The 12,840-nt window shown below is 66.9% G+C and carries 10 protein-coding genes; 2 read left to right on the top strand and 8 right to left on the bottom strand.

Annotated elements, in window-relative coordinates; translation table 11 throughout:
* Window positions 1-41 precede the first annotated feature (41 nt).
* From hrcA to lepA, 4 genes are all read right to left on the bottom strand, one after another.
* Entirely contained in the window at window positions 42-1,076 is a 1,035-nt protein-coding gene (hrcA, locus tag ACQVDU_RS03300; RefSeq protein ID WP_363495104.1) for a heat-inducible transcriptional repressor HrcA, read from the bottom strand.
* A gap of 110 nt (window positions 1,077-1,186) precedes the next feature.
* On the bottom strand, window positions 1,187-2,395 hold the full coding sequence (gene hemW, locus ACQVDU_RS03295; protein ID WP_300594401.1) for a radical SAM family heme chaperone HemW: 1,209 nt from the start codon (window positions 2,393-2,395) through the stop codon (window positions 1,187-1,189).
* The gene (locus ACQVDU_RS03290) at window positions 2,395-3,039 is read right to left on the bottom strand and encodes a DUF1990 family protein (RefSeq protein WP_300594398.1); all 645 of its coding nucleotides are present in this window, start codon (window positions 3,037-3,039) and stop codon (window positions 2,395-2,397) included. The genes hemW and ACQVDU_RS03290 overlap by 1 nt, the downstream gene beginning before the upstream one ends.
* Before the next feature lie 10 nt (window positions 3,040-3,049).
* Complete coding sequence (gene lepA / locus ACQVDU_RS03285; RefSeq protein WP_363495106.1) at window positions 3,050-4,897, bottom strand: translation elongation factor 4; 1,848 nt, start codon at window positions 4,895-4,897, stop codon at window positions 3,050-3,052.
* Window positions 4,898-4,972: 75 nt separating this feature from the next.
* On the opposite strand from lepA, the gene ACQVDU_RS03280 reads away from it, so the two are divergent.
* Window positions 4,973-5,698 (top strand): alpha/beta fold hydrolase, encoded by a 726-nt coding sequence (locus ACQVDU_RS03280; protein ID WP_443476243.1) that lies wholly within the window; start codon window positions 4,973-4,975, stop codon window positions 5,696-5,698.
* A 107-nt stretch (window positions 5,699-5,805) separates the two neighbouring features.
* Window positions 5,806-6,066: a 30S ribosomal protein S20 gene (gene rpsT, locus ACQVDU_RS03275; RefSeq protein WP_300591042.1), complete on the top strand. Its 261-nt coding sequence runs from the start codon at window positions 5,806-5,808 to the stop codon at window positions 6,064-6,066.
* Window positions 6,067-6,123: 57 nt separating this feature from the next.
* Here rpsT and holA read toward each other — a convergent pair whose 3' ends face one another.
* The 4 genes from holA to leuS all read right to left on the bottom strand — a co-directional run bounded on the left by holA (window position 6,124) and on the right by leuS (window position 12,804).
* Window positions 6,124-7,152: a DNA polymerase III subunit delta gene (gene holA, locus ACQVDU_RS03270; protein ID WP_443476242.1), complete on the bottom strand. Its 1,029-nt coding sequence runs from the start codon at window positions 7,150-7,152 to the stop codon at window positions 6,124-6,126.
* A 9-nt stretch (window positions 7,153-7,161) separates the two neighbouring features.
* Entirely contained in the window at window positions 7,162-9,549 is a 2,388-nt protein-coding gene (locus ACQVDU_RS03265) for a ComEC/Rec2 family competence protein (protein WP_443476241.1), read from the bottom strand.
* Window positions 9,550-9,561: 12 nt separating this feature from the next.
* On the bottom strand, window positions 9,562-10,140 hold the full coding sequence (locus tag ACQVDU_RS03260) for a ComEA family DNA-binding protein (protein WP_300591039.1): 579 nt from the start codon (window positions 10,138-10,140) through the stop codon (window positions 9,562-9,564).
* 93 nt (window positions 10,141-10,233) lie between these two features.
* The gene (gene leuS / locus ACQVDU_RS03255; protein ID WP_443476240.1) at window positions 10,234-12,804 is read right to left on the bottom strand and encodes a leucine--tRNA ligase; all 2,571 of its coding nucleotides are present in this window, start codon (window positions 12,802-12,804) and stop codon (window positions 10,234-10,236) included.
* Between the last annotated feature and the right edge of the window lie 36 nt (window positions 12,805-12,840).

The raw sequence follows: 12,840 nt of genomic DNA, 5'->3' as shown, positions 1-12,840 counted from the left end.
TTTCTGCATCCCGCGTGTTGTCGCGGGCAGTTCGTACGGGCTCATCGGCCCTTTTCGTCCTCGGCGAGCAGCCCCGTGAGGTAGCGCGCTACTGCACGTACCGCCGCGAGGTTGCTGGGATAGTCCATTCGAGTCGGGCCCATCAGCCCGACGCGTGCCCGCGCGCCCGTCGCATCGTAGTCACTTGCGATGACGGATGCCTCCGACAGCCCGAACGCCTCGTTCTCACGTCCGATGCTGGCTGCGAGCCCGTTGTCATCGGCGACCATCTCCCCCATCAGGCGAAGGATCGTCACCTGCTCTTCGATCGCCTCCAGAAGCGGGTAGATGCTTCCGCGGAAGTCGCTCTCGCGACGCGCGAGATTTGCCGCGCCAGCCATCACGAGCCGATCCTGACGGAACTCGTCAAGCTCCTCCTGCACGACTCGAAGGATCTCGGTGACCGCCGACTGGTGGGCGGTGCGCACGTCACTGTCTGCTTGCTCCTCGACGCGCTTCGCCCCCTGACGGACGCTGCGGCCGACAAGCAGTGTCGACACCTCGGCGCGAACGCGCGCGAGATCTGACTCGTCGAGGGCCACGGTCAGAAGCGCGAGGCGTTGTGACACACGTCCCGTATCGGTGACGACGATGACAAGCACCCGGGTGGGCTCAAGTGCCACGAGCTCAACGTGCGTGATGGTCGCCTTGGCAAACGAGGGATACTGCACGATGGCCACCTGGCCGGTGAGCTGTGTGAGTGCCCGCACCGTTCGCGCCAGAGCGTCATCCAGGTCTCCGGGCCCCTGCAGGAAGCTCGCGATGGCTGCGCGCTGGGCCGGTGAAAGGGGCCGGATCTCGGCGAGGTGGTCGACGAAGACGCGGTAGCCCTTGTCGGTCGGGACGCGCCCCGACGAGGTATGGGGTGCCGCGATGAGTTCTTCGTCTTCGAGAAGCGCCATGTCGTTGCGGATCGTGGCCGCTGATACGCCGAACGCGTGACGCTCGACGATGGCCTTGCTTCCGACGGGCTCGCGGGTATCGACGTAGTCCTGCACGATAGCCCGCAGGACCTGAAGCCCACGCTCGCTGACCATGTCGCCTCCTTCCGCATCCGGCGTCGGCCGTTACAGCGGCTCGACGTGGCACTGGCACTCACATCCTCAGAGTGCCAATTCTAGCGGATGCCTCTCCCCCACGCCCTGGATCACGCGGTCAGCGCGCGGACTACCGCGTCAGCCAGCAGTCGCCCGGCACGAGTGAGCACAAGGGTCCCCCGCACCGCCTCGCGACCGTCGACGAGTCCATCCGCGACGAGACCGGCAACGGCTTGTCGGCTCTGCCATGCCAGCTGCGAAACCGGCAGACCCTCCACCGTACGCACCCGCAGCATCACGCGCTCGAGCAGTCGCGCCTCCTCATCGGGGACCTCCAAGCCCGCCCCCGGTGAATCGCCGGCAGCGAGCCGCTGCGCGTAGGCAGCAGGATGCCTGACATTCCAGAACCGCACGCCTCCGACGTGGCTGTGGGCGCCAGGACCGAAACCCCACCAGTCGTGGCCGTGCCAGTACGCAAGGTTGTGCCGCGAACGGTCGGCGGGGGTCCTCGCCCAGTTGGACACCTCGTACCAGTCGTAGCCGGCCTCCTCGAACGCTGTGTCAGCGTGCTCGTACATGGCAGCCTGCAGATCGTCGTCGGGTGTGGCGAGTTCTCCGCGTCGGATGCGGCGCTCCAGCGCAGTGCCCTCTTCGACGATCAGCGCATATGCCGAGATGTGGTCAGTCTCCAGCGCAAGGGCGGCCTCGACGCTGCGTCGCCAGTGATCGAGGGTCTCGTCTGGCGCGCCGTAGATGAGGTCGACACTTACTGCCAGACCACTGTCTCGTGCGGCGCGCACCGCCGTCGCAACGTTTTCGGGTCGGTGCGTCCGGTCGAGCGTCCGAAGCACCTCCGGCACCGCTGACTGCATCCCGATCGACAACCTCGTGACTCCCGCACCGGCCAGTTCCTCGGTGACCTCAGGTGTGACAGTGTCGGGGTTCGCCTCCACGGTGACCTCGGCATCCGGCTCGAGCCCGAAGCGATCCCGCAGGCTTACCAGAATGACTGCGAGGTCGCGGGCAGGAAGCAGCGTCGGCGTTCCCCCGCCGAAGAACACCGTGCTCAGTGGCCTCGGATGGGCAGAAAGGACGCCCGACGCGAGGTCGATCTCTCGAAGCAGCGTCCCCGCATAGTCCTCGCGGCGCGCGCCACGCAACTCCTCGGCCGTGTAGGTGTTGAAGTCGCAGTAGCCGCAGCGGACGCGGCAGAACGGAATATGGACGTATGCAGACAGCGGGGCGGTGGGGTCGATGACCGCCCCGGGAAGCGATCCGTCGCGCGGAACGGGATCGCCGAGGGGAAGCGCTGCGCCCATCAGGGAGCGAACAGCGGCGATACCGCCGTCAGGTAGGCCCGGAAGAGCCGTCGCCGCCGCCCGCGGACGAAGCGCGGTACCAGCCGGTACAGCGTCGATACGGGACGGTCAAATGCGCGCACGGTGAACCAGACCTCGTCGTTATCGCGCCACTCGACCAGGAACAGCTCCTCGCCGCTGACGACAGAGCCGCCCACGGTGCCGAGCGCATAAGCCGTGCGCCGGGGTTCTTCGACGGCCAGAATGACGCGCAGTTCGGCATCCGCGCGGTAGCCGCTGAGCCGGCCGGTGACATGCACTGTAGCGCCGGCGCTGACATACGGAGTGCCCTCGGCGTCGAAACGCTGCTCGGCGTCGCGTCGCGACGGCGCTATCGGCGCGCCATCCGAGTCGTACGCGACGCCGGCGTAGCCGGACCCGGATGCCGGACGGATGTCGGCCAACGACAACCCGGCCCCGCGCAGCGGCGCCCATGACAAGAGCGACTCGGTCGCCGACTCGAATCGTGCCTGACCGCTACCGATCCGCCAGGACTCCTCGGCGGGGACGCTCTTCTCCGGCGGGTACTGCATGAGGTCGGTAGCCTGTGTGGCCCCGACTGCTGCATAGTCGACGGTCTCGTCCCGGAAGGTTCCGCGGCGCATGGCGATCAGACTACTTGTCTTTACCCTCGACGTCCCCCGAGAGCGCTGCGATGAACGCCTCCTGGGGGACCTCGACGCGACCGACCATCTTCATGCGCTTCTTGCCCTCTTTCTGCTTTTCGAGCAGCTTGCGCTTGCGGGTGATGTCACCGCCATAGCACTTGGCCAGCACGTCCTTACGGATCGCGCGGATGTTCTCGCGGGCGATGATCCGCGCCCCGATGGCGGCCTGGATGGGCACTTCGAACTGCTGGCGCGGGATGAGCTTGCGGAGGCGCTCAGTCATCATCGTGCCGTACCCATACGCCTTGTCGCGGTGGACGATGGAGCTGAAGGCATCCACCTTCTCACCCTGCAAGAGGATGTCGACCTTCACGAGATCGGCGGTCTGCGACCCAGCCGGCTCGTAGTCCAGGCTCGCGTAACCCTGCGTCTTGGACTTGAGCTGATCGAAGAAGTCGAAGACGATCTCACCGAGCGGCATGTTGTAGCGCAGCTCTACGCGGTCCTCGCTCAGGTAGTCCATACCGAGCAGCGACCCGCGTCGGGACTGGCACAGCTCCATGACCGTACCCACATAATCCTTGGGCAACAGGATGCCGACCTTCACCACTGGTTCCGACACCTCGGCAACCCGACCGTCGGGGTATTCACTGGGGTTGGTGACGGTGACAGTCTCTCCGGTGTCGGTTGTGACCGTGTAGGTCACCGACGGCGCGGTGGTGATCAGGTCGAGGTCGAACTCGCGCGAGAGTCGCTCAGTGATGATTTCCAGGTGCAGGAGCCCGAGGAACCCGCAGCGGAAGCCGAAGCCCAGCGCAACCGAGGTCTCGGGTTCGTACTGCAGTGAGGCATCCGAGAGCTTGAGCTTGTCGAGCGCTTCGCGCAGATCGGCGTAATCGCTGCCGTCGATCGGGTAGATGCCCGAGAAGACCATGGGCTTGGGGTCGGTGTAGCCCGGAAGGGCATCGGATGCCGGCTTGCGCTGGTTCGTGATCGTGTCGCCGACCTTCGACTGGCGCACGTCCTTCACGCCGGTGATCAGATACCCCACTTCGCCGACGCCGAGGCCCTTGGTCGGGGTCGGTTCGGGACTGGAGACTCCGATCTCCAGAAGATCGTGCGTTGCCCGGGTCGACATCATCTGGATGCGCTCGCGCGGTTCGAGCTTGCCGTCCACCATCCGCACGTAGGTCACGACGCCGCGGTAGGCGTCGTAGACGGAGTCGAAAATCATTGCGCGGGCCGGCGCGTCAGCGTCACCGGTGGGGGCTGGGATCTCAGCGACGATTCTGTCGAGAAGCTCCTCCACGCCCTGCCCGGTCTTGCCACTGACTCGCAGCACATCGGCCGGATCGCCGCCGATGAGGCTCGCGAGTTCAGCCGCGTACTTCTCGGGGTCCGCGGCGGGTAGATCGATCTTGTTGAGCACCGGGATGATGTGCAGGTCGTTCTCGAGCGCCAGGTAGAGATTCGCAAGCGTCTGCGCTTCGATCCCCTGCGCGGCATCCACGAGCAGGACCGCGCCTTCGCACGCCGCGAGCGAGCGCGACACCTCGTAGGTGAAGTCCACGTGACCAGGAGTGTCGATCATGTTGAGGGCGAAGGTGCCGGCATCCGTCTGCCAGGGCATCCGCACCGCCTGGCTCTTGATGGTGATTCCGCGCTCGCGCTCGATGTCCATGCGGTCGAGGTACTGCGCACGCATGTCGCGATCAGAGACGACGCCCGTGATCTGCAGCATGCGGTCGGCCAGGGTGGACTTGCCGTGGTCGATGTGCGCGATGATGCAGAAGTTGCGGATCTGCGCGGGCGGCGTAGCTGCCGGCTGCAGCGGCGTAGAGGCACGGGGGGACATATCCGCACGATTCTACCGGCGTGCGCACTGTCGCATCCCCCTTGCCTCACGGCGACGGCGGGCTACTCTACCGACATGGCGGTCGCGGTGGTTCTCGTTCACGGCATCCGCACCTCCCGCACGATGTGGCGGGCGCAAGAGCAGTACCTGACCGAACGCGGTAACCCCGTGACAGCCGTCGACCTCCCCGGGCACGGGTCGCGGATGAACGAGACGTTCTTGCTCGACGGTGCGTTCGCAACGATCGATGAGGCCGTGCGCCGTGCCGCGGAGGAACACGGCACCGTCCTGCTGGTCGCCCACTCGATGGGCGGACTGCTCTCGATCGAGTACGCCGGGCAAGAGGATGCCCCTCCGATCGCCGGCCTGATTGCCGCATCATGCACGGCCATTCCGCGCGGTGCCGCACTGCAGACCTATCGACTTCTCGCCCGCGGGTTCGACTCGCTCCCGAACCGCGGAGCGTGGCTCAGTGAACGGGTGCTGGATGCCACGCTGCCACCAGAGACACGGGCGGACTTCGGCGCTGGGGGCTATGCGCTCGACGCGCAAGACACGGCACTTCGCAGTTTGTCGGTGCTGGACCTGCTGTCGGCCCTCGGCCGGATCGAGGTCCCACTGTGGTTCGTGAACGGCCAGTTCGACCAGCTGCGGGTCAACGAGCGGCTGTTCACGCGGGTCGCACCGGATGCCGAACTGATCGTTGTTCCGCGGACGAGCCACTTGGTCACGGCCATGCGACCGCGAGTGTTCAACGCGGTCCTGAACCTCGCGCTCACGACCATCGAACAGACCTGGTAGACTCGCTGATTGGCTTGTGTGTGGGTTTTACCCTCACGATCGCTGGTGGACGCCCCTCTCTCGTCGCCGGCAGTCCATCCATCACTCGAACGAAAGAACGTCTCCACGTGGCGAACATCAAGTCGCAGATCAAGCGCAACAAGACCAACGAGAAGGCTCACGAGCGCAACAAGGCCGTCAAGAGCGCGCTGAAGACCGAGGTGCGTCGCACCCGCGAGGCCGTCGCCGCTGGCGACAAGGCCGCCGCCGAGAAGGCTCTGGCCACCGCGACCAAGAAGCTCGACAAGGCAGTCAGCAAGGGCGTCATCCACGCCAACCAGGCTGCGAACCGCAAGTCGGCGATCGCCAAGCAGGTCGCGGCTCTCTGAGCCTCACGCTTCATGCAAAGCCCGCCCTTCGGGGCGGGCTTTGTCGTTCTTCGACCGTCAGCTTCCGAACTCGCTGCGCGTTGCCACAACCGTCACGAGTCGCTCAAGAGCGAAGATCGGGTCTCGTGAAGCACCCTTGACCTCGGCATCCGCTCGTGCCGCCGCCTGAATGGCGCGACCCAAGGACTCCTCGTTCCAGCCGGCGAGATCCCGACGAGCCCGGTCCACCTGCCAGTCCTTCACGCCGATCCGAGCAGCAATCGCGGCGGAGGACTCGCGCAGGCCGGCAACGCGCGCCATGGTGCGCAGTTTGGATGCGATCGCCGCAACGAGGGGCACGGGGTCGGCGCCGCTCGCCAACGCGTGTCGCAGGGTGATCAGCGCCTCGCCATACCGTCCCGCGATCGCAGTGTCGGCCACCGCGAAGGCCGTGGTCTCGACCCGCCCTCCGTAATACCGCCGAACGATGTCTTCCGTGACATCGCCATCGACATCCGCGATGAGCTGCTGACACGCCGCGGCGAGCTCGGTGAGATCGTCGGAGAACGCCGAGACGAGGGCACGGAGGGCGGCAGGCGCGATGCGCTTGTTCGCGGAAGAGAACTCGGCGGCGGCGAAGTCGTACCGGTCGCTATCCCGTTTGACCGCCGGGCACGCGATCTCGACGGCGTCCGCCGCGCCGCTGCGAATCGCATCGAGCAGCTTCTTTCCTCGCACACTCGCGCCGGTGTGCCGAAGCACGACGGTTGCGCCTTCCTGGGGCGCCTCGAGGTAGGCAAGGGCTTCGGTGAGGAACGAGTCGGATGCCTTCTCGACCCCGAACACGCGCACGAGGCGCGGCTCACCGAAGAGGGAGGGCGAGGTGACGGTCAGCAGCGTTCCCGCGACATAGTCGTCGGCGCGCAGGTCGGTCACCTCCACTGCCGGATCCTCGGCGCGCACGTAGTCACGCAGGCCCGCGATCGCGCGTTCAGCACAGACGTCTTCGGGACCTGACACCAGCACGATGGGCGCGGGACGCGGATCCCGCCACGGCACCTGCCGGATCGCCGACTTCGAAGAACTCGAGCGACGGGGTGCGGCCATGCCGAAAGCCTATCCGCCGCCCACGACAGACGCCGCGCGCTCGCGCCACAGCGCGAGGGTCTCGCCCTCCCCGACGACCGCGACGATCCCATCCTGGTCGGTGCGCCCAACGGCACTGCCCTGCAGCATGGCCAATGTCGTTGCGGTGGGGTGCCCGTAGGTGTTGTCGGCTCCCACACCGATGAGCGCGATGCGCGGCGCGATCTGCTCGTACAGACCCGGGTCCTGGTCAGCACTGCCATGGTGCGACACCTTGACGACCTCGACGGCCCCACGCATGCTCGCGCGCAGCATCCGTTGCGGATCCGCGGAGAGATCGCCGAGGAACAGTGACCGCGGCACGCCACCGCCTTCGACGCTCACCGTCACCGACGAGTCGTTGCCCGGGGCAAACAGCGCTGTGGCGCGAGGCCAGAGCACACTCCATCGCGCGCCTCCGAGCGTGCCCGTCATGCCTTCCTGCGCCGAGACCACTTCCGCTCCAGCTTGCGCGAGATCTGCCAAGAGCCGTTCGTCGGCACTTCCGTCCGCCGAACCGTGCAGTACGGTGCCGACGCGACCTATCACCGCCTCGGTGCCGCCCACGTGGTCTTTGTCGAAGTGCGTCAGCACGAGCAGGTCGAGGCGCGTGATGCCGACCCGGTCGAGGCATGCGCTGATCAGCGTGGGATCGTGGCCCGTATCGATGAGCGCCGTCGCACCCTCGCTACGCACGAGCAGCGCGTCTCCCTGGCCCACATCGCACATGAGAATCGACCAGTCGCCGGGGATGCCCCATCTCTGCGTGATCGTGGTGACCACCGTGGTGCAGGTGAAGATCGTGACGACAGCTGCGAGCAGGAGCGCCGAACCGCGGCGGATGCGGGCGGACCGTCGATTCTGCCCGGGTATGCCGAGCGCGAGTGTGACGAGTACGCCCACCAGAGCGAGTGAGAGCGCACCGACAAGCCCATCCGCCCAGGGAATCCTCGCGAAGGGCAACCCGCTCGCGACATCCGCGATGCCGGCGATCCACGCCGCCGGAAGCCACGCGAGTGCTGCCAGACCGCTCTGGAGCACGGGAAACGGCGCGGCAAGGCACGCGGCAAGACCCAGCACCGTCGCTGCGGGGGCCGCGGGCGCTGCGAGCAGGTTCGCCGGCACTCCCCACAGCGGTACCGACGGATCGATGAGCACCAATAGCGGTCCGCACGCCAGCTGCGCGGCGAGCGGGACGGAGAGGGCAAGCGCCAGCGGTGCGGGCATCACACGTGTCAGGCCCGAGGCGAGCGGACGGGCGAGCGTGAGAAGCGCCGCCGTGGCGGCCACGGAGAGCGCGAACCCGAGGGAGCCCGCCAACCAGGGGTCGAAGAGCAGGAGCAGGACGACTGCTGCGCTCAGCAGGGCGACACCGGCGCCAGCGCGACCCAGAAGAACGGCGATCATGGCAATTCCGGCCATCATCGCGGCACGAACGACACTCGGCTCCGGCGTGACCAGAATGACGAACCCGACGAGCGCACCGAGACCGGAAATCACACGCACGCGGCGGCCCGCTCCCAGCCCAGCCGCAACGACAAACGCGATCCCCACGACGAGCGCACAGTTGGCTCCCGACACCGCGGTGAGGTGGGACAGCGAGGATGCCTTCATGTCGGCATCCGTCTGAGAACTGACCGCGGACGTGTCGCCCACCGCGAGCCCCGGTACAAGTTCTCCCCCGCCGCCGGGAAGCCCCGCCGCGGCATGTACGAGCGACTGCCGGAGGTCGGCGGCGATGCGCAGGATGCCGGTGGGCGGTTCGACGATCTCTGTCTGGTGCGCCAGGATCTGAACGACTGCCCGGTCGCCCGGATAGGCTGGCCTGCTCGTGCCACTCACCCGTACACGTGCGCCCACATCCAGCCCGCTGCTGACCTGCTCGCCCGACACACGAACTGCCGCGTCAGTCCACCCGTTGAGAGCACCTCCATCGGTTCCGAGGAGTCGAATCGAGGCATCGAACGCGCGTTGGCCGCCAGCGCGTGGCTCGACTTTCCCGGTAACGATCGCCTCGACCTCGACCACACGCGAGCCGCTCCCGAAGGCTTCGAGCGCGGCATCCCGCCCAGGCTGGGCCAACGCAACATGGATGCCGACCCCAGCTGCCGCCGCCAGCGCCACAACGACAACAGACAAGACGCCTGCCGTCGCAAGGGAGCGCCGATACACGCCGCCAGCCTCCGACGCCGCGGTCGACGCAGGCCGTCGCGAGATCGCAGCAAGCACAACTCCCCCACCGACACCAGCCACCGCCAGGCCCACGACCGCCATCGGCGCGAGCGCAGGTGCGTTGACCAGCACGAAAGCCGTCGCCCATGCCACAACCGCGGCCGGCACGAGCCGCGCGGCACGCCAGCGCCGCCCTCCGCTCAGCACACGACGCCCCGCTCACACCGTGACGAGATCACGAATGGACTCGAGCATCTTGGGTCCGATCCCCGACACCGACAGCAGGTCATCGACGCTCGCGAACCGTCCGTTTGCCTCCCGCCACTCGATGATCCGTCCGGCAATAGCGGGTCCAACGCCGGGCAGCGTGTCGAGCGCGCCCTCATCCGCAGTGTTCAGATTCACCCGACCGTCGGCCGCGACGCCCGCGGGTCCCGCCGGCTGTGCCTCCCCCACCCTCGGCACGATCAGCTGTTCCCCGTCGGACACGGGTCGGGCGAGATTGACTCCAGCAGCCTCAGCGTCGTCGGCGAATCCTCCTGCTGCAGCCACGGCATCGACGACCCTCGCCTCGGGATGCAACACGTACAGCCCCGGCGCGTTCACCGCTCCCGAGACGTGAACGTAGAGCGAGGCGGACGCCGTCGCCACCGTGACAGGTGCCGGGGTCATCGACTGCGAGGATGCCGCACCGCGAACAACCCCGACGATCACCGCGATCGCAAGGCCGCCGAGGGCGAGAATGACGACCGCACCGACGCCCCAGCGACGTCGATCCTCGCGCGCAAGCCCACCCACACCGCGACGCTAGAGGCAGGGCGCAACCGGGGATCGACGCGTCGACCTCGGCGGTGCAGAAGCGCTCGCGAACCTGCCGTGGGGAGGAAGGCGTCAGTTCGTGCTGAAGCTGACGACCTTGGGAGCGCGAACGATGGCCCGGGTGATGTCGCGCCCGGCCAGCGAACGAACGACCCGCTCGTCTGCGCGAGCCAGAGCCTCCAGGTCGGCACCGTCGATCTTGGCCGAGACCTCGAGCGTTGCACGCACCTTGCCGTCGATCTGCACAACTGCCGTGACCGTGTCCTCGACGAGCAGGGTCGGATCAGCCTGACGCCACCCGACCAGTCCGACGAACGGCTCATAGCCGAGCGCTTCCCACATCTCCTCTGCCGTGTGCGGGGCGAACAGGTCCAGAATCATCGCCACGGCTTCGGCCGCTTCCCGGACGGCGGGGTCCGCGGGTCCCGCACCGGTGTCGATGGTCTTCCGGATCGCGTTGACCAGTTCCATCAGGCGAGCGACGACGACGTTGAACTTCGTCTGCTCGATCAGGCCCGGGGCTTCGGCCCAGAGGCGGTGGGTGATGCGGCGCAGCGCAACATCACCCTCAGCCCACACGACATCCGGTTCGCTCGTGACGTCTTGCGCGACGCGCCACGCTCGCGAGAGGAACTTCTGCGCACCCGTCGTGGAAACGTCAGCCCAGTCCTTGTCGTCCTCGACGGGGCCCGCAAAGGCGAGAGCCACGCGCAGCGCGTCGGCACCGTGGGTTGCGAGCTCCTCGTGGAAGAGAACGAGATTGCCCTTGCTCTTCGACATCTTCGTGCCGCCGAGAATGACCATGCCCTGGTTGATGAGGCTCGAGAAGGGTTCGGTGAAGTCGACAAGTCCCATGTCGAAGAGGACCTTGGTGATGAACCGCGCGTAGAGCAGGTGCAAGATGGCGTGCTCGACGCCCCCGATGTAAAAGTCCACCGGCGCCCAGCGCAGAGCCTCAGCCGGGTCGAAGGCAACCGAGCCGTTGCCCGGAGACAGGAATCGCAGGAAGTACCACGAGCTGTCGACGAAGGTGTCCATCGTGTCGGGGTCGCGGAGAGCCGCGGCACCGGTCTCGGGATCGGTGGTCGCCATCCACTCGGATGCCGCGCCCAGCGGCGACGTGCCCTTGGGTGCCAGGTCGAGGCCGTGAGCGTCGGGAAGCCGCACGGGCAGCTCATCCTCGGGCACCGGCACGATCCGACCGTCCTCGGTGTGCACCATCGGGATCGGCGTTCCCCAGAAGCGCTGGCGAGAAATGAGCCAGTCGCGCAGCCGATAGGACTTTGACGCGCGACCGGTTCCGGCAGCTTCCAGCTCCTCGGTGATCCGCGTGATGGCATTGCGCTTACTCAGCCCATCCAGCGACCCGGAGTTGATCAGACGCCCCTCACCGGTGAGCGCCACACCCGTCTTCGCGGGATCGATCGATTCGATGTCATCGGCATCCTCCGACAGCGGCCGGTCGTCAGCGATGACCGGAATCGCGCCGGTGGCAGGTGCCGTCGTGTCGACCACAACACGGATGGGGAGACCGAACTCGCGCGCGAAGTCGAGGTCACGCTGATCGTGTGCCGGAACCGCCATGACCGCGCCGTGGCCGTAGTCGGCCAACACGTAGTCGGCGGCCCAGATCGGCAGACGCTCACCGTTGATCGGGTTGATCGCGTAGCGGTCCAAGAACACGCCGGTCTTGGGGCGATCCGTGTTCTGACGCTCGATCTCGGTCTGCTTCTGCACGGTCTCGAGGTAGTCCTGGAACCGCATCCGTACCTCGGGCGTTGAGCCGGATGCCAGTTCCGCAGCCAGATCGCTGTCGGGAGCGACAACCATGAAGGTTGCGCCGTACAGCGTGTCGGGGCGGGTCGAGAAGACCGTGACCTTCTCGGCACGACCCTCGATCTCGAAGTCGATGTCTGCGCCCACCGAACGGCCGATCCAGTTGCGCTGCATCTGAATGACCTTGTGGGGCCAGAAGCCCTCGAGCTGGTTCAGGTCATCGAGCAGGCGATCGGCGTAGTCGGTGATACGGAAGTACCACTGGGTGAGCTTCTTCTTGATGACCTCAGCGCCGCAGCGCTCGCAGTGACCATCCACGACCTGCTCGTTCGCGAGCACCGTCTGGTCGACCGGGCACCAGTTGACCGGGCTCTCCTTGCGGTAGGCGAGGCCGCGCTCGAACAGCCGCTGGAACAGCCACTGGTTCCAGTGGTAGTACTCCGGGTCGCTCGTGTGCAGTACCCGGTTCCAGTCGAACGAGACCCCGTACAAACGGAAACCGGCCTTCTGCTGGTCGATGTTCGCGTAGGTCCACTCGCGAGGGTCGGCGCCGCGCTTGATCGCCGCGTTCTCTGCCGGCAGACCGAATGAGTCCCACCCGATCGGGTTGAGCACGTTGTAGCCCCGGTGGCGCCAGCTGCGGGCGACGATGTCGGAGTAGAGGTAGTTCTCGGCGTGCCCCATGTGCAGGTCACCCGACGGGTACGGGAACATCGCGAGCACGTACTTGCGTGGACGCGTGTCATCGGTCCCGCCCGCGCGGAACGGATCGGCGGCCGCCCAGCGCTCCTGCCACTTGGCCTGGACCGCTTGCGGGTCATACCCGCCTTCGGGACCGTGGGCGGCAACGGTGTCGGTAGGGGCCATCTGACTCACGTAACGGGTACCAATCGGGATGCAGGG

This window comes from Microbacterium sp. F2 (assembly GCF_052274505.1).
Classification (GTDB): domain Bacteria; phylum Actinomycetota; class Actinomycetes; order Actinomycetales; family Microbacteriaceae; genus Microbacterium.
This window is presented reverse-complemented; position numbering and strand designations above follow the sequence as displayed.

Excerpts from the sequence above, each read along its gene's own strand:
- hrcA (WP_363495104.1), bottom strand. The coding sequence starts at position 1,076 with ATGGTCAGCGAGCGTGGGCTTCAGGTCCTGCGGGCTATCGTGCAGGAC.
- hemW (WP_300594401.1), bottom strand. The coding sequence starts at position 2,395 with ATGGGCGCAGCGCTTCCCCTCGGCGATCCCGTTCCGCGCGACGGATCG.
- ACQVDU_RS03290 (WP_300594398.1), bottom strand. The coding sequence starts at position 3,039 with ATGCGCCGCGGAACCTTCCGGGACGAGACCGTCGACTATGCAGCAGTC.
- lepA (WP_363495106.1), bottom strand. The coding sequence starts at position 4,897 with ATGTCCCCCCGTGCCTCTACGCCGCTGCAGCCGGCAGCTACGCCGCCC.
- ACQVDU_RS03280 (WP_443476243.1), top strand. The coding sequence starts at position 4,973 with ATGGCGGTCGCGGTGGTTCTCGTTCACGGCATCCGCACCTCCCGCACG.
- holA (WP_443476242.1), bottom strand. The coding sequence starts at position 7,152 with ATGGCCGCACCCCGTCGCTCGAGTTCTTCGAAGTCGGCGATCCGGCAG.
- leuS (WP_443476240.1), bottom strand. The coding sequence starts at position 12,804 with ATGGCCCCTACCGACACCGTTGCCGCCCACGGTCCCGAAGGCGGGTAT.